The 23,646-nt window shown below is 72.0% G+C and carries 22 protein-coding genes; all 22 read right to left on the bottom strand.

Annotated features, from left to right (window positions below; genetic code table 11):
- Positions 1–2: 2 nt before the first annotated feature.
- The 22 genes from nusB to mltG all read right to left on the bottom strand — a co-directional run bounded on the left by nusB (position 3) and on the right by mltG (position 23,643).
- On the bottom strand, positions 3–419 hold the full coding sequence (nusB, locus tag KKR89_RS09100) for a transcription antitermination factor NusB (protein WP_208195064.1): 417 nt from the start codon (positions 417–419) through the stop codon (positions 3–5).
- A 1-nt stretch (position 420) separates the two neighbouring features.
- Positions 421–984 (bottom strand): elongation factor P, encoded by a 564-nt coding sequence (gene efp, locus KKR89_RS09095; protein ID WP_191779423.1) that lies wholly within the window; start codon positions 982–984, stop codon positions 421–423.
- A 206-nt stretch (positions 985–1,190) separates the two neighbouring features.
- Entirely contained in the window at positions 1,191–1,619 is a 429-nt protein-coding gene (locus KKR89_RS09090; RefSeq protein WP_208195063.1) for a hypothetical protein, read from the bottom strand.
- A gap of 15 nt (positions 1,620–1,634) precedes the next feature.
- Positions 1,635–2,225, bottom strand: coding sequence for a hypothetical protein (locus tag KKR89_RS09085; protein ID WP_208195062.1), 591 nt, complete (start codon positions 2,223–2,225; stop codon positions 1,635–1,637).
- Positions 2,226–2,338: 113 nt separating this feature from the next.
- A complete protein-coding gene (locus tag KKR89_RS09080) occupies positions 2,339–3,247 on the bottom strand; it encodes an endonuclease domain-containing protein (RefSeq protein ID WP_208195061.1) in 909 nt (302 codons plus the stop codon).
- Positions 3,248–3,400: 153 nt separating this feature from the next.
- Complete coding sequence (gene aroB, locus KKR89_RS09075; protein WP_208195060.1) at positions 3,401–4,522, bottom strand: 3-dehydroquinate synthase; 1,122 nt, start codon at positions 4,520–4,522, stop codon at positions 3,401–3,403.
- Complete coding sequence (locus KKR89_RS09070) at positions 4,519–5,082, bottom strand: shikimate kinase (RefSeq protein ID WP_208195059.1); 564 nt, start codon at positions 5,080–5,082, stop codon at positions 4,519–4,521. The genes aroB and KKR89_RS09070 overlap by 4 nt, the downstream gene beginning before the upstream one ends.
- A 75-nt stretch (positions 5,083–5,157) precedes the next feature.
- Positions 5,158–6,711 carry a peroxidase family protein gene (locus KKR89_RS09065; RefSeq protein ID WP_208195058.1) on the bottom strand — a complete coding sequence of 518 codons (1,554 nt, stop codon included), beginning with the start codon at positions 6,709–6,711 and terminating at the stop codon, positions 5,158–5,160.
- A 126-nt stretch (positions 6,712–6,837) separates the two neighbouring features.
- Complete coding sequence (aroC, locus tag KKR89_RS09060; protein WP_208195057.1) at positions 6,838–8,055, bottom strand: chorismate synthase; 1,218 nt, start codon at positions 8,053–8,055, stop codon at positions 6,838–6,840.
- 232 nt (positions 8,056–8,287) lie between these two features.
- Positions 8,288–9,061 carry a hypothetical protein gene (locus tag KKR89_RS09055; RefSeq protein ID WP_208195056.1) on the bottom strand — a complete coding sequence of 258 codons (774 nt, stop codon included), beginning with the start codon at positions 9,059–9,061 and terminating at the stop codon, positions 8,288–8,290.
- On the bottom strand, positions 9,061–9,762 hold the full coding sequence (locus KKR89_RS09050) for a fimbrial assembly protein (protein ID WP_208195055.1): 702 nt from the start codon (positions 9,760–9,762) through the stop codon (positions 9,061–9,063). The genes KKR89_RS09055 and KKR89_RS09050 overlap by 1 nt, the downstream gene beginning before the upstream one ends.
- The gene (gene pilM / locus KKR89_RS09045; RefSeq protein WP_208195054.1) at positions 9,759–10,820 is read right to left on the bottom strand and encodes a type IV pilus assembly protein PilM; all 1,062 of its coding nucleotides are present in this window, start codon (positions 10,818–10,820) and stop codon (positions 9,759–9,761) included. The genes KKR89_RS09050 and pilM overlap by 4 nt, the downstream gene beginning before the upstream one ends.
- 72 nt (positions 10,821–10,892) lie before the next feature.
- Positions 10,893–11,690, bottom strand: a complete 798-nt coding sequence (locus KKR89_RS09040) for a prepilin peptidase (RefSeq protein ID WP_372438468.1) — start codon at positions 11,688–11,690, stop codon at positions 10,893–10,895.
- A gap of 2 nt (positions 11,691–11,692) precedes the next feature.
- Positions 11,693–13,603 (bottom strand): pilus assembly PilX family protein, encoded by a 1,911-nt coding sequence (locus KKR89_RS09035; protein ID WP_243882212.1) that lies wholly within the window; start codon positions 13,601–13,603, stop codon positions 11,693–11,695.
- A complete protein-coding gene (locus KKR89_RS09030; RefSeq protein ID WP_243882211.1) occupies positions 13,603–14,307 on the bottom strand; it encodes a hypothetical protein in 705 nt (234 codons plus the stop codon). The genes KKR89_RS09035 and KKR89_RS09030 overlap by 1 nt, the downstream gene beginning before the upstream one ends.
- A gap of 38 nt (positions 14,308–14,345) precedes the next feature.
- A complete protein-coding gene (locus KKR89_RS09025; RefSeq protein ID WP_208195053.1) occupies positions 14,346–16,229 on the bottom strand; it encodes a prepilin-type N-terminal cleavage/methylation domain-containing protein in 1,884 nt (627 codons plus the stop codon).
- Between the two features lie 114 nt (positions 16,230–16,343).
- Positions 16,344–16,781: a prepilin-type N-terminal cleavage/methylation domain-containing protein gene (locus KKR89_RS09020; protein ID WP_243882313.1), complete on the bottom strand. Its 438-nt coding sequence runs from the start codon at positions 16,779–16,781 to the stop codon at positions 16,344–16,346.
- Between the two features lie 164 nt (positions 16,782–16,945).
- Positions 16,946–18,175: a type II secretion system F family protein gene (locus tag KKR89_RS09015; protein ID WP_208195051.1), complete on the bottom strand. Its 1,230-nt coding sequence runs from the start codon at positions 18,173–18,175 to the stop codon at positions 16,946–16,948.
- Entirely contained in the window at positions 18,175–19,533 is a 1,359-nt protein-coding gene (locus KKR89_RS09010) for a type IV pilus twitching motility protein PilT (RefSeq protein WP_243882210.1), read from the bottom strand. The genes KKR89_RS09015 and KKR89_RS09010 overlap by 1 nt, the downstream gene beginning before the upstream one ends.
- Before the next feature lie 250 nt (positions 19,534–19,783).
- On the bottom strand, positions 19,784–21,457 hold the full coding sequence (locus KKR89_RS09005) for a GspE/PulE family protein (RefSeq protein WP_208195050.1): 1,674 nt from the start codon (positions 21,455–21,457) through the stop codon (positions 19,784–19,786).
- A 126-nt stretch (positions 21,458–21,583) separates the two neighbouring features.
- Positions 21,584–22,435: a shikimate dehydrogenase gene (locus KKR89_RS09000; protein WP_208195049.1), complete on the bottom strand. Its 852-nt coding sequence runs from the start codon at positions 22,433–22,435 to the stop codon at positions 21,584–21,586.
- Positions 22,432–23,643, bottom strand: coding sequence for an endolytic transglycosylase MltG (gene mltG, locus KKR89_RS08995; protein ID WP_208195048.1), 1,212 nt, complete (start codon positions 23,641–23,643; stop codon positions 22,432–22,434). Before mltG ends, KKR89_RS09000 begins: the two co-directional genes overlap by 4 nt.
- Between the last annotated feature and the right edge of the window lie 3 nt (positions 23,644–23,646).

Genomic DNA, 23,646 nt, shown 5'->3' with positions numbered 1-23,646 from the left:
GGTCAGGCCAGCAGGGTCGGCTTCAGGACGACGAGGCGGCCGAGCAGGCCGTTGACGAACCCCGGCGAGTCGTCGGTCGACAGCTCGCGGGCCAGCGACACCGCCTCGTCGACCGCGACCGCGTCCGGCACGTCGTCGTTCCAGAGGATCTCCCAGGCACCCAGGCGCAGCAGCGCACGGTCGACGGCCGGCATGCGCGCCACCGTCCAGCCGTGCGCGTGCGTCGCCAGCAGCTCGTCGATGCGCTCGGAGTGCTCCAGCACACCCTCGACGATGTCGACCGCGTACTGGGGCAGCGACGCCTCGGTGCCCGGCTCCACGACGCGCTGCGCGAGGAGCTCGGCGACGTCGAGGCCGCGCTGCTCGGCCTCGAACAGCACGTCGAGCGCGCGCTTGCGTGCCTTCGTCCGGGCGCCCATGTCAGTCGTTCACGCGGCCGAGGTACGACCCGTCGCGGGTGTCCACCTTGACCCTGGTGTTGGCCTCGAGGAACAGCGGGACCTGGATCTCGTACCCGGTCTCGAGGGTCGCGGGCTTGGTGCCGGCCGACGAGCGGTCACCCTGCAGGCCGGGCTCGGTGTAGGTGACCTCGAGCACGACCGACGGCGGCAGCTCGACGTACAGCGGCACACCCTCGTTGGTCGCGACGAGCGCCGTCTGCGACTCGAGCATGAAGTTCGCGGCGTCCCCGACCGTGGCGGCCGGCACGTTGAGCTGGTCGAACGTGTCCGTGTCCATGAACACGAAGTCGTCGCCGTCCTTGTACAGGTACTGCATGTCGCGCTTGTCGACGCTGGCGGTCTCGACCTTCACGCCGGCGTTGAACGTGCGGTCGACGGTCTTGCCGGACAGCACGTTCTTGAGCTTGGTGCGCACGAAGGCACCGCCCTTGCCGGGCTTGACGTGCTGGAACTCGATGACGGTCCACAGCTGGCCGTCGATGCGCAGCACGATGCCGTTCTTCAGGTCGTTGGTGGTCGCCACGAGCGTCGATCTCCCGGTCGGTGGTGGTGCGCGCCGTGCGGCGCGTCCGGAGCACAGGCGCCCCACAGGACGGCTGCCGGCCACGGAGCCGCCGGGCGGGCACCTGGTGCCCACCGCGTCCGACTCTCTGTGCCCGGCCGGACCGGTGCACGAGGTGCACGGACCGGCCGCAGGCCGTCGACCATCCTAGCGCCCGCGCGCCCGGGTCAGAGCAGCAGCACCCGCGCGGCGGCCAGGCCGATGACCGCCGACCAGAGCAGCGAGGCCAGCGTCCCGATGACGAAGCGCTCGGAGGCCCCCGGGTTCTCGCGGAGCTCGGGGTAGCGGCCGAGGCCCTTGACCGCCACGACGACCGCCACGCCCTCGGGCACGCCCGCCAGCACGCTGCCTGTGACGGCGAGCCGCTCGAGGACCCCGATCCAGGTGCCGCCGCGCAGCACGATCTGCGCCCCCTCCCCCTCGGGACCGTCGCTGACGCTCAGGCGTTCGAGCAGCACCGGCCCGTGGCCGCGGCGGCGCCCGGCGTCGCGCGAGCGGGACGCCAGGCGCAGGACGAGGCGGGTGACGAACCAGCCGCCCGCGGACGAGAGGAGCAGGGCGCCGGCCCAGATGCCGGCCACGAGGGCAGGGTGCACGGGCCGACCTTGGCGTCAGTCGGCCGCACGCGTCAACAGACGCGCCGCAGCGGGCCGTGCGGCGAGCTCCTCGGCCCACATCGCGGTCCGCAGGCGCTGGCTGACGGCCTGCTGGGAGACACCGAGCGCGTGGGCCACGACGTCCTGACCCGCGTCGGCCGCGCGGACGGCGTCGACCGCGGCCCACCCGGCGGCCGTGCGCCGCGCCGCCAGCGACCCGAGCAGCACGAGCACCGCGTCGGCGTCGGCGGCGGCAGTCGCGTCGACGCCCCGGACGGCCAGCGGGACGGGCCGCTGCCGGTTCTTGGCCGCCTCCACGGCGTCGCGCGCGAGCAGGAAGGCCGCTCCGGAGCCCTCGCGCGGTGAGCGCGGCAGCGGCTCGTCGACGGGTCCGGCGCCGACCCCGACGCTCCAGCCGCCGTCACGCAGCGCGACCAGTGCGGTGTCGACCACGACCTCGGGGTCGTCCAGCACGCCCTGGACCTCGTCGCCGACCGTGCGCTCGAAGCCGCGGACGACCGGCACGTCCGCGAGCGCGGCGAGCAGCTCGGGCACCCGGTCGGTGCCGCGCCGGCTCCCGCGCTGGTCGATCGTCATGACGAACATGCGACAAGCCTTGCACCTTGTACCACCCCAAACAAGCCCCCACACTTGTCCGTCGCGCGCCCCTGACGGTGAAGGAGAGGATGACGGGCAGATCCTTCCCGGAATCCTCTCCCTCACCGAGGCGTGCGCAGCCGGCGACGGGTCTCGACGATCTGAGCGAGCACGTGGCCGGCCCGGCGGGTCAGGTCGTGCCAGGTGTAGCGCAACACCGTGCACCCGGCGCCCACGAGCAGGTTCTGGCGAGTCCGATCGTCCTGGAACCGGTCGGGCCCGTGCGCGACACGGCCGTCGATCTCGACGACCAGGCGGACGTCTGCGAACCACACGTCCACGACAGCGGGGACGCCGAGGGCGTCGAGGAGCGACGCGTTCGCCACCCAGCCCGTCACGCCCGCGCTGTGCAGGAGGCCGTGCAGCCGTTCCTCCGCGACGCTGAGGGCGCCGCTGCGCAGCCGGTCGGCGCACCAGGTGCGTTGCGCGTTGCCCCGGTGCCCGGGGTGGGCATCCACCCAGCCGTCGAGGTCGTCCGCACCGACGATCCCGCGGGTCCCGACCCAGGCGAGCAGGCGGGCGGCGTCGGCACGGGCCAGCGACCCGAGGCAGTCGACCGCTGTGCGGACGCGTCCGGTGACGTGCACCCCACCGAGGACGACCCGGTCCGCAGGTGCCAGGACGTGCCGGTGCGGGATCAGTCGGCCGCGCCGCGCGCGGGGTCCGGTGACGACCACGTGCACGCGGCCGTCGTCGGGCACCGGCATGCCGTGCAGCAGCGCCGCGGTGGTGAGCGCGAGCGTCGCACCGGGCCAGGTCACGGTGGCGGCGTGCGCGTCGAGCCACGGGTCGCGCGGTGCCGAGGCGAGCGCGAGCCCGGCACCGCAGACCCGCCGCCACGCCCCCGACTCGATGCGGTGGCGCACCTGGTCCTCGGTGAGACCCGCCGCGACGGCCTCAGCACGGGTGAAGACGCCGCGGCGCCCCGCTGCGGCGGGCGGGGTCCAGGTGCGGTCGACGGTGGGAGCCACGCACCCGAACCTGCTGCACCCCGAGGCGACCTGACCGACCACGAGGGCGATCTGTGGACCGGCGCGTCCGCTCCTTCCCCTGTGGACGGTTCACCGCCCATGGGTGAGAGTGAGGGATCCGGGCGTCACGGGCCCGGATTCGGCGCTCTCACGTCAGAGGAGGATGCCTGTCGACGGCTCCGGGGTCGACGAGATCTCGGCGTAGGCGGCTGCCAGCAGGGTCGGGTCCGGGCCCTCGAGGCGCGACGGGCGCGCCAGGCCGTCGAGGACGACGAAGCGCAGCAGGTCACCGCGCGTCTTCTTGTCGCGGCGCATCGCGGTGAGCAGCTGGTCCCAGCGGTCGCCGCGGTAGGTGGTCGGGAGGCCGAGGGAGCTCAGGACGCGGCGGTGCCGCTCGACGACGTCGTCGTCGAGCCGTCCGGCCAGCCGGGCGAGCTCCGCGACGAACACCATGCCGACCGACACCGCGGCGCCGTGGCGCCACCGGTACCGCTCGACCTGCTCGACCGCGTGGCCGAACGTGTGGCCGTAGTTGAGGATCTCGCGCAGGCCGGCCTCGCGCAGGTCCTCGCCGACGACACGCGCCTTGGTCCGCACCGCCCGCTCGACGAGCTCGGCGAGCACGGGTGAGGAGGCGGCGGCCACGGGATCCTGCAGCAGCGCGGTGTTCTCCTCGACGAGCTCGAGGATCCGCGGGTCGTCGATGAACCCGCACTTGACGATCTCCGCGAGCCCGGCGACGAAGTCGTACCGGGACATGGACTCCACCGACGCGAGGTCGCACAGCACGCCCGCGGGCGGGTGGAACGCGCCGACGAGGTTCTTGCCCTCGGCGGTGTTGATGCCGGTCTTGCCGCCCACGGCGGCGTCGACCATGCCGAGCACGGTGGTGGGCACCTGCACGACGCGCACGCCGCGCAGCCACGTCGCCGCGACGAATCCCGCGAGGTCGGTGGTCGCACCCCCGCCGAGCCCGACGACCGCGTCGGAGCGCGTGAAGTCCGCCTGGCCGAGCACGCCCCAGCAGAAGGCCGCGACCTGGGCCGTCTTCTGCTCCTCGGCGTCCGGCACCTGCGCGAGGTAGACCTGGTAGCCGTGCGACGCGAGGTCCTCGCGCACCGTCTCGGCGGACGCGGCCAGGGCGGCCGGGTGCACGACGAGCACCCGGCGCACGGTGTCGCCGAGCATCGCCGGCAGGTGGCCCAGCAGGTGGCGCCCGATGACGACGTCGTACGGCTGCTCCCCCGCGACCGTGACGACGGCCTCGCCGCTCATGCGCCCGGCTCCGCGATGCGCTGCTCGCGCAGCGTCGTCTCGATGACCTCGGCGACCTCGGCGGGGCGCAGCCCGTCCGTCGACACCCGCACGGTCGCGACCTCCTCGTAGACCGGACGCCGGACGTCCATGAGCGACTGCCACTGCGCGCGAGGACTGCCGACGAGCAGCGGGCGCGACTGGTTGAGCCCGACACGTCCGGCGGCGTGCGCGAGGCTGACGTCGAGGAAGACGACGACCCCGCCGCCGTCGCGGTACGCCTGCAGCAGGGCGCGCGTCGCAGGGTCGAGCACGGCTCCCCCGCCCAGCGCGAGGACGCCCTCGTGCTCGCCGAGCGCGGTGGCGACGGCGGTGCGCTCGAGCGCACGGAAGTGCGGCTCGCCGTCCTCGACGAAGACGTCGGCGACGGACTTGCCGGCCGCGGTCTCGACGTCGGTGTCGGTGTCGCGGGACTCGAGCTGCCAGCGCTCCGCGAGCGCGGCGGCGACGGTGGACTTGCCCGCGCCGGGCGGGCCGACGAGAACGACACGAGGTCCGGAGGTGGGGGTTGCACGGGGCACGGCCGCAGCCTAGCCCCGCCGTGGGAGGCGTCCCGTGCCGTCCACGGGACGGCGGGCGGCACGGGACGCGACGACTCACCCGGGGGTGGGTCCCAGCCCGTGGCCGGCGACGCGCAGCAGGTCGGGCATGGCGAAGTCGTCCCCGGTGCCCAGGAACGGCGTCCACGTCGGCTCGTTGCGCAGGTACGACGACGGGTCGGCCTGCAGCAGGCCGAGGAACACCTCGCCGACGACCCGGCCGCCGAGCTCCCCCAGGTGCTCACCGTCGGCCTGCACCTCGGCCTCGCGCAGCACGTAGTACCACAGCGGCGCGGGGGCACCGTCCAGACCGATCTCGTCCTCGGACAGCCGCTCGACGCCCATGCGGGCCGCCATGGCCTGGCCCGACGGCAGCAGCAGGCGCGCTCCGCGGGTCAGGTTGCGCGCGATGAGCGACGGCATGGCGCCGCCGATCTCGGGCGGCAGGGCCGCGAGCGGGTTGGCCAGGTGCGTGTCGATCTTCCGGCTGTGCTGGAGCCCGTCGGAGCCGGCCCCGTCGAGCTCGAAGAAGCGCGCCCACTCGATCGTCCAGAACTGCGGCAGCGGACGGAACCCGCCGAAGTGGCCGAGCGGCTCCTTGTCGACGGGGTCCGGCGTGAACGTCGGCAGCCCCGGGCGCGCCTGCGGGTCCGCCGGGTCGGGCGCGCCGACCACCGTGTTGAGCCGGTAGCGCCCGCGCACCTGGGAGTGCCCGAACCGGTACGCCGCGACCGAGAACTCCACCGGGATGTACGGCGCCCGCTGCCACGTGAAGTGGCGCAGCCGCGCCTGCGGCCGGCCGTCGGGCGACGTCACGAGCAGGTCCGCGAGCGCGGCGTCACCGACGGTGCGGCGCAGGAAGTCGTGCACGACGACCCACTGGTAGTGCCAGCGTACGATCCGCTGCGCGGTCTCGAACGGGGTCTCGCTGCCGCGGGTCAGGTGCGGGTCGCCCAGGACGTGGTCCATGACGGCGTTGTGGAACTTCAGCATCGTCAGGTGCAGCTGCCCGACGAACGTGTTCTCGTCGTTGCGCGGGTCCCCGAGCAGGGCGACGCCCTGGGTGTTGCGCGGCAGGTCGTCGTCGCGTCCGTTCGACCCGATCAGGAGCTTCGCGGCGCCGTCGACCTGGCTGGTCCTGTCGTAGAGGAACGGGTCGTCGGCCGGGCCGCGGCCGTAGACGGAGTCGAGGTCGAAGCGCGGGCTGCGGAAGCTCGTCAGTGCATCGGGGTCGTTCTGGCGCTCGAGGCTCGACGCGGGGTCGAACGTGAGGTCGTGGTCGACGAACTGGCCCAGGTAGGTGTAGCCGGCCGGGATGGCGGGGTTGTCGAGCGTGCGGTCACCGCCGGTGCTGCCCTCGGTCATGAGCGCGGCGACGCGCGCGATCTCGGTGTCGGACGGCACGTAGGGCGGCAGCCGGAACAGGCGTCCGAACCGCCCCTCGTGCAGCGCCGACAGCGGGAGGTACTGCAGGCCGCGCGCCTCGTGGCCGTGGCCGCGCGCGGGTCGCCGCCCGCGTCCCAGGCCGTGCGCGGAGGTGCCGGCGGCGGTGAGCTCCTCGGCGGTGCGCGGGGCGTGGTGCCCCGCACGCTGCGGTGCGGTGATGGTCATGGTCCCCCCTTGAGCGGCGGCTGCGGGCGCAGCGCCGTCATGCGGGAGGAGCGCACGACCCGGGGGGCAGATACGCCGACGGGCGGCCCGGATGCCCGGACCGCCCGTCGTCGGTACGTCGGGGTGTCAGGCCAGCAGCTCGGGGATGGACGTGAGGTACGCCTCGAGGTTGCGCCGGACCTCGGCGACGCTGTCGCCGCCGGTCTTCTCCAGGAGCGTCTGCGCGACGACGAGCGCGACCATGGCCTCGGCGACCACGGCTGCCGGGGGCACGGCGCACACGTCCGAGCGCTGGTGGTGGGCCGTGACCGGCTCCCCCGTGGCCGTGTCGACCGTGGCGAGGGCCCGCGGGACCGTCGAGATCGGCTTCATCGCGGCACGCACGCGCACGACCTCGCCGTTGGACATGCCGCCCTCGATGCCACCGGCGCGGTTGGTGCGCCGCACGATGCGCCCCGACGCGTCGCGCTCGATCTCGTCGTGCGCCTGCGACCCGCGGCGGGTCGCGGTGCGGAACCCGTCGCCGACCTCGACGCCCTTGATGGCCTGGATGCCCATGAGGGCACCCGCGAGCCGCGCGTCGAGGCGGCCGTCCGCCTGCACGTACGTGCCGACGCCCGACGGCAGGCCGTGCACGAGGACCTCGACGACACCCCCGAGCGTGTCGCCGTCCTTGTGGCACTGGTCGATCTCGGCGACCATCGCCGCGCTCGTGGCGGCGTCGAAGCAGCGCACGGGGTCGGCGTCCAGGGCCGCGACGTCGTCGGGCGTCGGTTCCGGTGCGTCGTCCGGCACCGCGACCGGCCCGATCGCGACGACGTGCGACACGAGCCGCACGCCGGCGACCTGCTCGAGGAACGCCGCCGCGACCGTGCCGAGCGCGACGCGCGTCGCCGTCTCGCGGGCCGAGGCCCGCTCGAGCACCGGGCGGGCGTCGTCGAAGCCGTACTTGCGCATGCCGACGAGGTCGGCGTGACCCGGGCGGGGCCGGGTCAGCGGCCGGTTGCGCGCGATCTCCTTGACGTCCCCGATACCGGCGTCGACCGTCAGCGCCTCGGGGGGCACCGGGTCGGCCGACATCACGTCGGCCCACTTGGGCCACTCGGTGTTGGCGACCTCGATCGCGAGCGGACCACCCTGCGTCAGGCCGTGGCGCACACCGCTGAGCAGGCGAACCTCGTCCTGCTCGAACTTCATGCGCGCACCGCGCCCGTACCCGAGACGACGCCGCGCGAGCGCGGCCTGGACGTCGGAGGTCTGCACCTGCACACCGGCGGGCAGACCGTCGAGGATGCCGACGAGCGCGGGACCGTGCGACTCGCCGGAGGTTAGCCATCGGAGCATGGGGGCGATCCTTTCACGCGTGGAGCGTGCCACCTCCGCGTGCCCGCTCCCTGGACCGACGTTGCGTCGTCGTCAGCGCGGGCACCCGCTGTGCCGGGCGCGCCGCACCGTTCAGGTGCCGGCGCTGGTCGCCGCGCCCTCCCCGTCGCGGGTCGGTGGTCGACCGCGTTCGGAGCGACGTACGCCGGTGCCCGGGCTCATGTCGAGCCCGGGCACCGTGCGGAGTGCTCGGTCAGCTGTTCACCTCGGCGGGCGCGACCGCCGGCGCGACCGCCGCTGCGGCGGGTGGGGTGGCCTCGGGCGCCAGGACGTAGGCGGTCGCGCGGACGGTGGCCTGCCAGTCCCCGGCAGTGACCGCTGCCTGTCCGCCCTGGGCACCCTGGTCCTCGAGCACCATGACCTCGAGCCCCGAGACGCCGACCAGTCGGGTGATGCCCTCCTGCAGCGCGGCTATGAAGGCGCTGACCTCGTCAGGTGTCCCGACGACCGTGAGGCTCAGGTCGACCCCGACCATGCCGTTGGGTGCCGTCGGCCCCGTCGGCGCCGGAGGGACGGGCAGTGCGTCGCCCTCGGCCGGTGCCTCACCGTCGGCCGGTGCGTCGTCGGCGGGTACGGCGGGCGCCACGGGCTCCGTCCCGGGCACCGGGGCGACCGCGACGACCGTCATCGGTGTCGTCAGGGCGAAGTCCTCGATCGTCACCCCGTTGGCGGCAGCGATGGCGTCGATCTCGCGGGTGAGGTCGGTGTCGAGCAGCGTCCGGGGTACCTGTCGACGCACGCTCTCGAGCTGGGCCTTGTACTCGTCGAGCTTGGCCGCGTCGACCCGCAACGACGCCAGCTGGAGCTCCAGCAGGTCGTTCTGCTGCACGGCGGCGACCGTCTGGGCGCGCACGTCCGTGGCGTCCGCGCGTGCGGGCGCCACGAGGAGGAGCCACCCGCCCGCCATCATCAGCACGGCGAGGAACGCCGCACCACCGATCCATGCACCTGATCGCTTGGCGGCCATCACTCGTTCCCCTCGGACTCCTGGAACCGCCCGGAGAGGGCGTTCGCGTCGTACTGCACCGTGCCGGTCACGAGGAAACCACTGGTGGTCTCCGTCGCCTCGGCGACCACGGACTGGATGCGTGGGTCGACGAACCCGGGGATCGCTCGCAGGGCGTCGACCCACGCCGCGGAGTCCGGGATGGTGGTCGACGCGGCGGTGAAGGCGATCTGGCCGTAAGCCTGCGGCTGCAGGGGGTCGGCCGGGGTGAGTGCGCTGACGGTGGGGGTCGCACCCGTGACCTGGAGCGTGCGCAGCGCGGCGTCGGCGGGCAGTGCAGCGCGCACGGAGTCGAGGTACGGCCGCCACAGCACCTCGGTCGAGGTCGCCAGTGACCGCGCTTGCTCAGCTTGTCCGAGCTCGCCGAGCACGAGCGGCACCTCGGAGTACTCGGCCATCTGTCCCTGGAGCTGCGTGGTGCGGGCCTGCGCCGCGGTGAGGTCACCCTGCGCCTCCGCGAGCTGGAGCGCCGAGGCCACGTAGACGAGCGCCACGAGGAGCACCGTCGCCGCAACCCCGAGCAGCGCCCAGCGCTTGACCGTCCGCAGACCGCGCGCGTCGGACACGCTCGAGGGAAGGAGGTTGACCTGCGGGACGCGCACCCTGACGGCGGTGGAGCCGTCGACGCCGGTCGGCGCGGTCGGGGCGAGGGCGGCGTTCATGCGGCGACTCCGTAGGCGAGACCGATCGGGAGGGCGGCCACGGAAGCGCCGCCGCCGCGGGCCGTGGGAAGGCTGCCCTTACGGACGCGCACGCCGGCGAGCACGTCGGCGCCCTGGACCGGAAGGCGTACGAGGGTGGCCAGGTACTGGCCGAAGCCGGGCAGATCCGCTCCGCCGCCCGTGAGCAGGACCGCCTCGACGGGTGCCTGCCGGTTGCTGTTGGAGTAGAAGCCGATCGTCCCTCGGACCGCGTCGAGCAGCTTCTGCGCCGACTCGTTGACCGCCTGGGCGGCGACAGTAGCGTCACCGCTGCCGTTGTAGCCGATGCCGAGGGCGCGCTTGGCATCCTCCGCCTCGGGGCGCCCGATGCCGGCCGCCGACGCCACGGCGTCGGTCACGGCCTGCCCGCCGGAGGGCAGCGTGCGCGCGAGCCGCGGCACTCCGGCCTGCGACACGACGACGTGCGTGAGGTTCGCACCGACGTCGACGACCGCGACGGTGCGGCCGGCAAGCTCGCCGCGGCAGACCGAGCGCAGCAGTGCGAACGCGTTGAGGTCGACCATCGTGGGGCTCAGCCCCGCGCCGACCACGGCGAGGACGTTCGAGTTCACGGTGTCCCGCTGAGCGGCGACCAGCATGCCCTTGAGCGTGCGGCCCGAGCGGCCCTCGAACTCCGAGATCGGCAGGAAGTCCAGCAGTGCGTCGTCCGTCGACATCGGCAGGACGCCCTGCACATGGAACGGCAGCGCCTGCTTGATCTGGTTGTCCGGCAGCCACGGCAGGTCGAACTCGCGGACGAGCACCCGCTGGTTGCCCACCCCGATGACGACGTCCTTCGTGCCGAAGCGGGCCTTGGACCACAGCTGGCGCAGGGTCGTGGAGACGATCTCCGCCTGGACGACCTCACCGTCTCGCACCGCACCGGCAGGCAGCGGCGCCTCGGCGTAGCGCACCAACGAGGCGGACCTGCTCATGCCGGTCCCCTTGCCGAACTCCAGCTCGGCGGCTCGGAGCATCGTCGTCCCGATGTCCAGCCCGATCACCCGCGAGGCGGCCACGTCATCGTCCTTCCGTCGGCGGTGTGCGCACGAAGGGACTATCGGTCGGACCGACCCCGGACTTGAGCCGGGTCAGACGGCAATGCGGATGTACCACGCAGCCAGGGGCTCGCCGACGACGACGCCGAGCACCGCCCCCAGGAGCATCCACGGCCCGAAGGGCACCTGGGTCTTGCGGCCCGCACGTCCCGCGACCATCAGGACGACGCCGTAGAGGCCGCCGAGGAGGAACGCGGCGAAGGCACCGACCGCCAGAGCGCCCCAACCGACCCAGCCGAGGTACAGCCCGAGCACGCCCGAGAGCTTGAGGTCGCCGAGCCCCATGCCCCGCGGGTGGATGAGGGCCAGCACGAGGTACAGCAGGAAGAGCGCGCCCGAGCCCGCAGCCGCGCGCACCAGGGCGTCGGTGTCGACGCCCTCACCAGGCGTCCACGACGCCAGCACGAGAAGGACCCCGGCCACGGCGTACGACGGCAGGACGATCGCATCCGGCAACCGGTGCACGTCGACGTCGATGGCGGCGAGCGCGACGGAGATCGACACGAGGTACAGGAACGCCGGCAGGGCGAGGGTCCAGCCGACCACCAGCGCGGTCCCCACGAACAGCAGGCCCGTCACGAGCTCCACGACCGGGTACCGCACGCTGATGCGCGCAGCGCACCGCCGGCACCTCCCCCGCAGCACGAGCCACGAGACCACGGGAACGTTGTCGTACCAGACGATGCGAGCCCGGCACGTCGGGCACGCGCTCGGGGGCCTGACCACCGACTCCCCGCGGGGCACCCGCCAGACGACGACGTTGAGGAACGACCCGACGACCATGCCGAAGAGGCCGAGGAGAACGAGACCGGCGATCTCCACGGCGTCCACGGTCAGGTCCTCACCTCGTCGGGCGTCGTCGTCTCGCCGGTGTAGCGCAGGCTCCACTCGGCGTTGGCCCAGCGGGGGAAGTAGGGCGGCGACGCGTAACGCAGGCGCTTGTCGTAGTTGTACGACTTCGTGTACCCGTTCGTGCCCTGCCCGACGATACCGCGCCACCGCTGGGCGATGGAGCCGTACACGTAGAGCGTTCCGAGGGCGCCGCCCACCGAGTGCTTCTGCACGAGGAACGAGTGCTGCAGCGTCTGGATCGACCCGGCGATCTGGACACCCGAGGACGGGAAGTAGGAGCTGGTCGTGGGGTCGGTGTACCGCGTGGGCCAGTCCGTGCTGGGGTCGGATTCACCGCTCGGGTTGCCCCAGTACCAAGGTGCACCTACGTAGTTGCGGGTGGCGTTCACCGTGACCATGCGGGGGTGGAAGACCTCGACGGAGTTCGTCGCGACGAGTCCGAGCAGGTCCGAGGAGCCCTCGGTGCGTCCGTCGGCGAGCACGAGGTCACCGGTCACGATCACGGACTCCGCCGCGGCGAGCGTGACGTGACCGTTGACGATGCCCTCGGCGTACAGGTTGCCGCGGGAGCAGGCTTTCGTTGGCTCCTCCATGTTGACGTCACGCTGGTAGGTGCCCCCGCTGCCGGCCGCGGCACCGGTGTACGTGCCGAGCGGCAGCGCCCGACCCGTCGGCCCGCCGATCTCTCCCTTGTAGCACTCCCGCATGGGTGCCGACGACGCTCCGACGTACAGGACCATGTCGTCGGGGATCTCGAGGTCGGCACCGGCATCCAGCTGGTCGAGGGTCCCGCAGCCGCGCTGCGTGCCGTCGGGCGCCGCGATCGAGACCGGTGCGGTGTTGTTGTTGTTGACGCGCTTGTTCCAGACGGTCATGCGCCCGTTGCTGCGGAAGATCACGCGCGTCGACCCGTAGTAGTGGCACCCCGGGTGGTTCACGAACTCGGCCGACGTGTCGTCGAGGTACAGCGGGTCCTTGTAGGACGGCGGCTTGCTGTTGAAGTTCGCCAGGCCGTTGAGGCTGTTCGTCGAGGGGCGCAGGCACCGGTCCTCCCACTGCGAGTTCGTCGTCCCGGGTGTCCGGCAGCGCTCGTCGGACGTGGTCACCGGCTCGAGGAACGAGGGCTTCGGGGCACCGGACGTGCGGATCGAGGCGAAGATCGTGTCGTTGGTGTGGACCTGCCCGTCGAGGCGGTCGCCGTCGATGAAGGTGATCTCCTCGCAGCCGTACGACGAGCGTGTCTGGTTCGCGGCGTTCTTCTTCCACCAGTACAGCGCGTTGGAGTGACCGTTGATCCCGCAGGCGTTGCGCTGCGCGGCGCTCATCGAGGCCTTCTCCGCCGCCGTGTAGGCCTGGATGTTGGCAGGGTCGGCCGACTCGAAGTCGGTGTAGTAGACGTAGTCCGTCGAGCCGCCCTTGCCGACAGCGGTCTCGACGGTGCGGTACACCCCGTTGACGCGGCCCGTGACGGTCAGCAGGATCGACCCCTCGGCCGTCTTGCGGCTCGCGTCGACGGAGTAGTGGAACCATGCGGCGGCGGGGTCCGTCTCGCCGGGTACGACCGGCGCCCAACCCACCGTGGTCGCGGCGTTCCAGCCGCACGAGTTGGCGGTCGTCGTCGGAGCACGCCACGCGGGGTTGAGGCAGTCGATGGTCGAGCCGTAGGAGTCCTCGCGGTTGACCCTGCTGATGAACTCCTCGACGCCCGCCTGCGCAGCGGCGGCAGCCGCCTGGTAGTCCTGCGAATGCCGTGCCAGCCGCTCGCTGGCGGTGACGGAGGCGAGCGCGGTCAGGGCGAGCATGGTCAGCACCATCATCGACCCCACGACGAGAACGAGGCCGGCACCGGTGTCGTCGTGACGCGCGCCGAGGCGCGTCCGCATCAGTCGCATCACGGGGTCGCTCCGGGGTCGGGTCGCAGCAGGGTGTACGGGTTGGTGAGAAGCACGCGTTGGACGATGGTGGTGGGTTGAGCGGCGGCCACGCCGGTGCTGGTCGCAGTGAGCTGCACCTCGACGGCCATGACGGTGGCCAACTCGGTGGCCGCGAGCCCCGTACCGGCAGCGCTGAGAGCCGTGTTGTTGTTCGCGTAGTACGCGAACATGGGTGTGCCGGTCGCGCGCACGCCGGTCGCGAGCGTCCGGCGTTGCAGCCGCGCCTTGCACGCCGCTGTCGCCCCGGCGGCCTCTGCGTCGCAGTACGTCCAGCCGGACGCCGTGGGTGTGCCCTGGTCCGGCTCCTGGACCCGTTCGACCAGGACACCGGCGGTGGGGCCGGTCGCGGCCACCGAGTAGGTGACCCGGCTGGGGACCACCACCGAGTACGTGCTCTCGACGTTGGCGTAGAACTGCACGGCGAACTGCTGCCCCGAGACGAACGCGTCGGCGGTGCACGTCGCGCAGGCCGTCGACAGCTGGCTGGGACGTACGGCGGACCGCAGCGTGCGGCTGATCCGGTCCATCGCGAAGCGCACGCCGTCGATCTGTTCCTGGCGGTTCATCGTCTGGGCGTTGGTGCGCTGCATGGTGACGGTCAGCGTCATCGTCGCGATCACGATGATCGACAGCACGAACATGACGACCACGAGCTCCGACATCGTCGTCCCGGCGTCACCGCGCCGACTGCGCAGCCGCCTCATGACGACGTCACCAGGCCGCTCATGAAGTCCGCCGAGTAGGCCGTGGCCGTACCGGAGATCGTCACGGTCCCGGGACCCTTCATCAGCGTGCATCGCGTGCTCGTGTTGCCGTCGGTGCGCTGCCGGTAGACGTACCAGACACCTTGCTCGACGGAGCCTGTGACGTTCCTGGCGTTCAGAGCGCCCACCTGCACGGCACCCGCCGGCAGCGTCGTCCCGCAGTTCGCCGAGCGGGTCGTGCGCGAGACGAACACGCGCCACTGGTTGCCGGAGGGCACGTTCGTGATCGTCAGTCCCACCGGCGGCGGCCGATCGACCCAGGTCAGGGTCGAGCTCGTGCCGTAGGCGACGTTCTGCGGGTAGGCAGTCGCCGGTACCGACAGGCAGGGGCCGTCGGCGGCCCCGTTCGTGCGGTACACGAACCAGTCGCCGGCGGGCAGTGGCAGCGGTCCGGTGCGCGCCGCGTCCACGTTCAGTGCGACACCGGCGGTCGCGGCTCCCGCGCAGGTCGTCAGACCGGTGGCCTTCGTCGTACTGACCGCCCAGAGGGTGCCACCGGCGGGCACGCCGACGACCCGGAGGACGGACGGCGCGAAGCCGATGGTGCCGGCGGGGCCGCCGACGAGGGTGACCGTCGGGCCGGTGGCACAGGTGAAGGCCGCACCGGTCGCCCAGAACGTCCACTGCCCCGGCATCAGGCTGAACCCGGCGGGGTCGACCGACCGTGCCCCGGGCGCCGTGCACCCACCGGTGCCCGGCACCGCGACGACACCCGTCGTGCCGGGGGGCAGGTTGCCGATCGTGCCCTCGGCGAACTTCAGGACGACGTCGACCTGGCCGGTCGCGCCCGGCTCGAGCTCGACCGAGGCGTACCCGCCGGGGGGTGGCGCTGCACCGAAGTACGCACCGTAGCGCGACGGCCACAGGCCCCCGATCGTGGTCTCGCTGCCGGTCGCGGTGTGCTCCGACGTGGCCGACGAACCGGAGCTCACCGTGGCCGCGACGGTCAGCAGGGCGCCTGCCGCCGCGCTGTCGGGCAGGAGCGCACCCGACCCGTCGACCACGCGCACCCGCAGCGTCGCCGCACGGTCGTACGCGAAGCTCAGGTTCGCGTTGAGCTGACCCGCCTTCAGGACGCCGGTCTGCTTCGACGGGTCGGGCACCCCCGAGACGTCGACGAACCCGACGTCGCCCAACCGCGCCGTGTAGACGCTCCCGGCGGCCGGCGGGTTGACCGCGACGACCGCACAGCCGGCGGTGTCGGTGAGAGACGACGTCGTCGCACCGGCCGTGCTGGTCACGCGCACCGTGCGCCCCGCGTGCGGGGCGCCGTCGGAGTCGACGACCTTGACCGCCACGAAGCCCTGCGTGGCCGAGACGCTCGTGCCCTTCGGCGGGGCCAGCTGGATGTGGGACAGGACCGGTCGGGTGGCGCCCATGTTGGGCCACGTCACGGCGACCGTGACGCCCAGCGTCGGGTGCTGCACGAGCGACCCGCCCTCGCACGCGGAGGCCCCGGTGCCCGTGACGTTCCACGCCACGGAGCGGGTCACCGTGTACGGCACGTTGTCGAGCACCAGCGGCGACCCGGCGGTACCGCCGGTGAGGGGATGGGCGTTGGTGACGACGCCGGCGTTGGCGATGTCGACGGGGCTGGTGGGCGTCCGGACGAACTCCTCACGGACGAACTCGATCTCGCGCTGGGCGAGGCTGGCCGCCGCGGTCCGCGAACGCGTGTCCACGTTGGCGGCCTGCGTGCGCAGGATGACCCCGAGGACCGCGGTCGACAGGATCGCCAGCACGACAGCGGCGATCAGCACCTCGACCAGGCTCATGCCGTCGTCGGCATGAGCGCCGCGGGTGGTCTGCCTCTGCACCATGGGGCGAGCCTCCGGGGACCGTGCGGGGGTGTGGGAGTGCGGGTCGTGCAGGTGGGGCGGGGGACGTCGTCCCCCGCCCCACCCAGGTCACACCGCGATCACGCGGTGCTCAGATCAGGAGCAGGCCGCATCCTTCGCGCCGGTCTGCGAGTCGTAGCTGACTGCCGTGATGGCACCAGCACCCGCGACCGTGAGCTGCACGCACCAGTCGCTGGTGGTCGCCGTGGTCGGGATCGTCGGAGCCGTGAAGCCGGCGTTGCTGACCGGGCCGACAACGCGGGCAGTACCGCCGGCAGGGGTCACGGTGTACGAGCCGGTCGCGATGGCCACGGCCGGCAGCGCCGTGCTGTTGTCGATGATCGCCGTCGAGATCTCCTTCGCCAGGACCGAGACGTCGGCCCGCGCGGCGGTGGCCACGGCGCGCTCACGCTGGTTCAGGAAGACCGGGATGGCGATCGCGGAGAGGATGCCGATGATGATGATGACGACGAGGAGCTCGATCAGGGTGAAGCCCTGGTCCTGCTCGTCCTGAGCCTTGCGGAGACGTGCCATCACGATGTGCTCCTTGAGGGAAGGGAAGTGTCAGACGAATTCCGGCGGGATGCCGGTTCGGGTGCTGCCCCCACGAGATCGGGCCGTCGGAGATCGCCCTTGAGCGGCTGTCGGATTCACACCGGGAACTTCACCCGAGCGGACCAGTCGGTGTCCCGCGGGACCTACTGGACGAGCTCGAACATCGAGAAGATGGGCAGGTACAACGCGATGATCATGCCGCCGACCACACCGCCGATGACGACGATCATGAGCGGCTCGATCAGGCTCGTGAGCTGCGCCGTCGTCGCCTCGACCTCCTGGTCGTAGAACTGCGCGACCTTCTCGAGCATCGTGTCCAGCGCACCGGTGTCCTCGCCCACCGCCATCATCTGCACGACCATCGGAGGAAACACCGGGTGCAGGGAGAGCGGGCCCGAGAGGGACTGCCCGGAGCGCACCGACTCCTGCACGGAGTGCGCCGCCTTCTCGAGCACGAGGTTGCCGCTGGTCTCGCCGATGATGTCGAGAGCCTGCAGGATCGGGACGCCGGAGCGGAGCATCGTGCCGAAGTTGCGCGTGAAACGCGCGACCGCGACCTTCTGGAAAAGCTTGCCGAAGACGGGGATCTTCAACTTGAGGGGGTCGAGCCGCTCACGGATCGCACGGTCGTTCTTGTGCTTGGACCACCACCACGTGAACACGCCGAAGGCGGCGAGCAGGGGCAGGATCGCGACCTTCATGACGTTCGACATCGTCACGAGGAACTGCGTCGGGGCAGGCAGCTTTCCACCCAGGTTCTCGAACATCTCCTGGAAGACCGGGACGATGAACAGCAGCATGCCGACCGTGGCGAGGATGGCGATGATGAAGACGACGACCGGGTAGGTCATCGCCGACTTGATCTGACCGCGGAGCTTGACCTCGGACTCGAAGTTGTCCGCGACGGAGATCAGGACCTGGTCGAGGAACCCGCCGACCTCGCCGGCCTTGACCATGTTGATCATGAGTGGCGGGAACACGTCCGGATGCTTGCCGAGCCCGACGGAAAAGGCGACGCCCTGCTCGACGTCGTTGCGGACCTGCGCGAGCCGGCGGGCCAGCGCCTTGTTCTCGGTCTGCTCGGCCACGATGCTCAGGGCGCGCAGCAGCGAGAGACCGGAGTCGATCATCGTGGCCATCTGGCGCGCCATGATCGCCAGATCCTTCATCTTGACCCGGTCGGACATGCCGGGGATCTTGAGCTCGGCGTTCAGGCCGCCGGTCGCGACCTCCTGGATCGAGACGGGCGCGACCCCGATCGACTTGAGCTTGTTCGCGACGGCCGCCTGGTCCGTGGCCTCGAGCCGGCCCTTGACGATCTTGCCCTCGCGGTCGCGGACCGCGTACTCGAAGGTCTTCGTCCCCTCGGCCATCACATGCTCCCCATGTCCATCTCCATGCTCGCGTACGGGTCCATGCCGCCCATGCCGGCCGCGCCCTGGCTGCCGCCGGAGAACCGGCCGGTCAGGCGGTTGTAGTCCTCGACGTGGTGGCACGCCTCCAGCCCCGCCTCGTAGGTGACCTTGTTGTCCTTCACCAGGTCCGCGAGGTGCTGGTCGAGCGTGTGCATCCCCTGCTGGGCACCGGCCTGCATCGCCGAGTAGATCTGGTGCGTCTTGCCCTCACGGATGAGGTTGCGGATGGCCGGTGTGGCGATCAGCACCTCGGTGGCCACCGCACGCCCCGGACCGTCGGACCGCTTGACGAGCGTCTGGCAGACGACGCCCTGCAGCGCACCCGCGAGCTGCGTGCGCACCTGGGCCTGCTGGTGGGCGGGGAACACGTCGATGATGCGGTCGATGGTCTGCGCGGCGTCCTGCGTGTGCAGGGTCGCGAAGACCAGGTGCCCGGTCTCGGCCGCGGTCAGCGCCACCGAGATGGTCTCCAGGTCACGCATCTCGCCGACCAGGATGATGTCGGGGTCCTGGCGCAGCACGTGCTTGAGGGCGTTCGCGAACGAGTGCGTGTCCGCGCCGACCTCGCGCTGGTTGACGACGCACTTCTTGTGCCGGTGCAGGAACTCGATGGGGTCCTCGACCGTCATGATGTGGTCCTCGCGCGTGCGGTTCGCGAGGTCGACGATCGACGCGAGCGTCGTCGACTTCCCCGAGCCCGTCGGTCCGGTCACGAGGACCAGGCCGCGCGGCATGCCCGCGAACGTGCCGACGATCGGCGGCACACCGAGGTCCTTGAGCTCCTTGATCTCGTACGGGATCACGCGGAACGCGGCCCCGACGGACTCGCGCTGCTGGTAGACGTTGACCCGGAACCGCGCGAGCCCGCGCACGGCGTGCGAGATGTCGAGCTCGAGGTTCGCCTCGAACTTCTCCCGGTTCTTCTGCGTGAGCATCGCGTAGATCGAGCGGCGCAGCGGCTCGGGCATCATCGGGGCGAACCCGCCGAGGGGCTTCAGGCTCCCCGAGATCCGGACCGTCGGCGGCGCGCCGGCCGTCAGGTGCAGGTCGGAGCCGCCCGCCTCGACCATGGCGCGCAGGACCTGGTCGATGTCGATGTCGTCGGGCTGGCGCTGCATGCCGCTGCCCGAGCGCTGCTGCTGCGGTGCCGCGGCACGCGGGGCACCGGGACCCGCGGCGCGCGCGTGGCCCGCTGCCGGCGGGACGGGACTGACCGGCATCGCCGCCGTCGGCTGCTGCGGCACCGGCACCCGCTGCGACGGCGGCACCGGCGGGGGCGGCGGGTCCGCAGGTGCGAACGTCTCACCCGGCTGCATCGGACGCGACGGGAAGGCGGAGGTCGCAGGCGGCCGCGCGTCGTGGGACTGCGACGGCACGGGCAGGAACACGGCCGCTGCTGGGGGACGTTCGCCGGTCACCGGTCGGTAGGGCGGGAGCGGCCGCGTGGGTCCGCCCGGGTAGCTGTCCGTCACTGCAGTCCTCCGCGCCGGCGAGTGCCACCCGTCCGGCGGCCTTGCCAAGGCATCGGCGGCTGCAGGTCCGCACTTGAGCGTGCGTCCGACTCGCTCAGGCGACGACGCGCAGGATCTCCTCGATCGACGTCAGACCGTCGGCCACCTTCTGCCACCCGTCCTCACGCAGACCCAGCATCCCCTGCTTGACGGCGGTCGCGTTGATCTCGAGCGCCGACGAGTGCGCGACGGCGTGCCGCTCGATCTCCTCGGTCACGCGCATCACCTCGTGCAGCGCGAGCCGCCCCTTGTAGCCGGTCCGCGAGCAGGCCGTGCACCCCGCGGGGCGGTAGAGCTGGGGCAGGGGCTCGCCCGGCATCCACGGGAAGCGCGCGGCCTCCAGCTCGTGCTGCGCCGGCGTGTACTGCTCCTTGCACCGCGTGCACAGCCGGCGCGCGAGCCGCTGGGCGACCACGCAGTCGAGGGCCGAGCCGACGAGGAACGGCTCGATGCCCATCTCGGTCAGACGCGTCACGGCCGAGGGAGCGTCGTTGGTGTGCAGGGTCGACAGCACGAGGTGGCCGGTCAGGGCGGCCTCGATCGCGATCTGCGCCGTCTCGTGGTCGCGGATCTCACCGAGCAGCACGACGTCCGGGTCGGAGCGCAGGATCGAGCGCAGCGCCGCGGCGAACGTCAGGCCGGCCTTCGGGTTGACCTGCACCTGGTTGATGCCGGGCAGCCGGTACTCGACGGGGTCCTCGACGGTGATGACGTTGATCTCGGGCTTGGACACCGCGTTGAGCGTCGCGTACAGCGTCGTCGACTTGCCGGAGCCCGTGGGGCCGGTGACGAGGATCATGCCGTACGGCTTGGTGTACGACTCCTTGTACGTCGCGTAGTTATGCTCGAGGAACGACAAGTCGCGCAGGTCGAGGCTCGCGGTGGAGTTGTCGAGGATGCGCATGACGATCTTCTCGCCCCACACCGTCGGCAGGGTCGCCACGCGCAGGTCGATCTTGCGACCGTTGTGCACGACGGACATGCGACCGTCCTGAGGCTTGCGCTTCTCGGCGATGTCGATGTCGCTCATGATCTTCACGCGGCTGATGACGCCGCCGATGATGTTCTTGGGCGAGCGCTGCGTCTCGTGCAGCACGCCGTCGATGCGGTACCGCACCCGCAGGTCATGCTCCGAGGGCTCGATGTGGATGTCCGACGCCCGGTCGCTGATCGCCTGGGTCACGAGCAGGTTGACGTACCGGACGATCGGCGCGTCGTCGTCGACGGAGTCCCCGAGGCGGCTGAGGTCGACCTCTTGCGCGCGGTTGTCGACTTCGAACGCGTGGCTCAGGTCCTCCATCTCGTCGTCGGCGCGGCAGTACCGGTCGATCGCCCGCAGCAGGTTGTCGTGCGTGGCGATCACCGAGATGACGGGCATCTGGGACACGGTGCGGACGTCGTCCACCGCGACGACGTTGCCGGGGTCGGCGGTCGCCAGCACGATGGCGCCGTCGCGCAGCCCGACCGGCAGGACCGTGTGCATCCGGCACATCACGCCCGGGACGAGCGTGACCGCACGGCGGTCGACCGGGTACTCGTCGAGGTCGACGAACTCCATGCCGACCTGCTCGGCCAGCGCCTGCACGAGCTGGGACTCGGAGAGGATGCCGAGCTCCACGAGCGTGCGTCCCAGCGACGTCCCCGTCGCGATCTGCTCGTCCATCGCCGCGAGCAGCTGCGACTCCGTCACCAGACCCCCGGTCAGCAGGATCTCCCCGAGCTGCTTCACGCGCACGCCTCCTCGTCCGGGGACCGCGTTCGGCCTCCGTGAAGGTCATCGGCAGACGCTCCCGGACTCTGAAGCGCGGACCCACCAGGTGCCGCACCCTGCACACGGGACGGACGGGGCGAGCGCTCAGGCGGTGGTCGGGGCGAGCACCGCGTCGAGCGCCGCGTCCATCGCGTCGAGGGGCCCGGGTCGTCCCGTCATCAGCCGCACCTGCTCCACGGCCTGGTGCAGCAGCATGCGCTCACCGCCGACGACCCGGCCGCCCCGCGCCGCCCAGGACGCGGACAGCGCCGTGGGCCGCGGGTCGTAGCAGACGTCCAGCAGGGCGCCGCCGACGTGGGCGGGCAGCGCCGCGGCGAGCGGGTCCGCGGCGTGCGCGGGCAGGGTGCTCACGACCGCGTCGAGGCGGCCGATCTCCCCCGCCGCGTCGTCGAGCCGGCACAGCCGCGGCTCGACGCCCATGCGGTGCGCAGCGCGCAACAGCGCGCCGGCGCGCGCCTGCGACCGCACGTACACCCGCGGCGTCGGGCATCCGAGCTGCGCGAGCGCCGCGAGGGTCGACGCCGCGGTGGCTCCGGCACCGACCACCCCGGCCGATCGCAGCCCGCCGGAGACACCGGCCTCCCCCAGCGCCGCGACCAGTCCGTGCACGTCGGTGTTGGCCCCCGTGAGCATGCGTGCCGGCCCGGAGCCCTGCACGAGCACGGTGTTCACCGCACCGACCACCTGCGCGAGCGGCTCGACGTGATCCAGCAGCGGGATCACCGTCTGCTTGAGCGGCATCGTCAGGCTCAGGCCCGCCCAGGACGCGTCGAGACGGTCCAGGAAGCCCGGGAGCTGGTCCTCGGTGACGTCGACGGCGTCGTACGCCCAGGTGTCCAGGCCGAGCGCCGCGTAGGCCGCACGGTGCAGCACGGGCGACAGCGAGTGCGCGACCGGGTGCCCGAGCACCGCCGCGCGACGGTGCGCAGCCGTCACCCCGCGTGCTCCGCCTGCCACTGCCGGAGCAGCTGGACGTTCTCCTGGTGCTCGTCGTGCGTCTCGGCGAACCGCGTCTCGCCCGTCTCGAGGTCGATCGCGACCCAGAACACCCACTTGCCCTCGGCCGGGTTGAGCACGGCGTCGATGGACACGGTGCCAGGTGCCGCGATGGGCGTCGGCGGCAGACCCAGGTGCTTGTAGGTGTTGTACGGGTTGCTCGGGTCCTGCGTGTGCTCGCGCGTGAGCTGCGTCCCGGAGATCCCCAGGCCGTACGCGACCGAGGCGTCGATGTCGAGCGTCATGCCACGGTCCAGCCGGTTCTGGATGGCGCGGGCCATGATCGGCCGGTCCTCGTGCTGCTTGGCCTCCTTCTCGATGAGGGACGCCTTCGTCAGCACGTCGTGCCACTGGTCCTGCGGCACGCCCTTCGAGCTGAGCGTCTCGACGGTCTTCGCGACCATCTGCGCGAGGATGTTCTGCGGCGAGGTGTTCGGCTCGATCTGGTAGGTCGACGGGGCGAGCCACCCCTCGACCTTGCCGCCGGCCTCCGCCGGCAGGCCGATCGCTGCGGGGTCCGCCGCGGCGGCGCGGATCTCGTCGACGCTGATGAGCGTGACCTCGTGGATGCGCGTGAAGATCTGCTCGGCGGTGAAGGCCTCGGGGATGGTGACCTTCATCGAGACCCGGCTCTTCGGGTCGAGCAGCGAGCGGACCGCGAGCTCCGCCTTCATCTCCAGCATCAGCTGGTAGGTGCCGGGCTGGATGCCCGCGGCGTCGGGGTTCGCGTCGAACGCGTCGCGGAACGCCTCCTCGGAGGCCACGATCCCCGCCTGGTGCAGCGTCGTGGCGATCACCGCGCCCGAGTCGCCCGCGTTGATGACGACCGTCGGGGCTCCCGGCCTGCCCGAGCCCGGATAGTCCGTCACCTCCCGCGTCTGGCCGGCGCCCCCGAGGAGCGAGCCACCCATGAGGGAGAACACCACGTAGACGGCGCCGACCACCAGCACCAGGGCGACCACCAGCACCGAGATCGACCGCCGGCGGCGCTGCTTGCGCATCCGCTCGTCGCGCTTGCGTCCGGAGGCCCGGGACCGGCGACGAGGCTCCGGCGCACCGGGCGCTGCCGCGGCACGGTCACCGCCGAAGAGCTCGGTCGCACTCTCGTCCGACTTCACGGGGGCCCACCACTCCGTCTGGTTGCTCACCTG

The organism is Cellulomonas dongxiuzhuiae (assembly GCF_018623035.1).
Lineage (GTDB): Bacteria > Actinomycetota > Actinomycetes > Actinomycetales > Cellulomonadaceae > Cellulomonas > Cellulomonas dongxiuzhuiae.
The sequence above is the reverse complement of the archived record's forward strand: the minus strand, read 5'-3'. Positions and strand labels throughout refer to the sequence as shown.

Coding starts and splice junctions, on each gene's coding strand:
- nusB (WP_208195064.1), bottom strand. CDS start 419: ATGGGCGCCCGGACGAAGGCACGCAAGCGCGCGCTCGACGTGCTGTTC.
- KKR89_RS09085 (WP_208195062.1), bottom strand. CDS start 2,225: ATGTTCGTCATGACGATCGACCAGCGCGGGAGCCGGCGCGGCACCGAC.
- aroB (WP_208195060.1), bottom strand. CDS start 4,522: ATGAGCGGCGAGGCCGTCGTCACGGTCGCGGGGGAGCAGCCGTACGAC.
- KKR89_RS09065 (WP_208195058.1), bottom strand. CDS start 6,711: ATGACCATCACCGCACCGCAGCGTGCGGGGCACCACGCCCCGCGCACC.
- aroC (WP_208195057.1), bottom strand. CDS start 8,055: ATGCTCCGATGGCTAACCTCCGGCGAGTCGCACGGTCCCGCGCTCGTC.
- KKR89_RS09055 (WP_208195056.1), bottom strand. CDS start 9,061: ATGGCCGCCAAGCGATCAGGTGCATGGATCGGTGGTGCGGCGTTCCTC.
- KKR89_RS09050 (WP_208195055.1), bottom strand. CDS start 9,762: ATGAACGCCGCCCTCGCCCCGACCGCGCCGACCGGCGTCGACGGCTCC.
- KKR89_RS09035 (WP_243882212.1), bottom strand. CDS start 13,603: ATGCGACTGATGCGGACGCGCCTCGGCGCGCGTCACGACGACACCGGT.
- KKR89_RS09030 (WP_243882211.1), bottom strand. CDS start 14,307: ATGTCGGAGCTCGTGGTCGTCATGTTCGTGCTGTCGATCATCGTGATC.
- KKR89_RS09025 (WP_208195053.1), bottom strand. CDS start 16,229: ATGGTGCAGAGGCAGACCACCCGCGGCGCTCATGCCGACGACGGCATG.
- KKR89_RS09020 (WP_243882313.1), bottom strand. CDS start 16,781: ATGGCACGTCTCCGCAAGGCTCAGGACGAGCAGGACCAGGGCTTCACC.
- KKR89_RS09015 (WP_208195051.1), bottom strand. CDS start 18,175: ATGGCCGAGGGGACGAAGACCTTCGAGTACGCGGTCCGCGACCGCGAG.
- KKR89_RS09010 (WP_243882210.1), bottom strand. CDS start 19,533: ATGCAGCCGGGTGAGACGTTCGCACCTGCGGACCCGCCGCCCCCGCCG.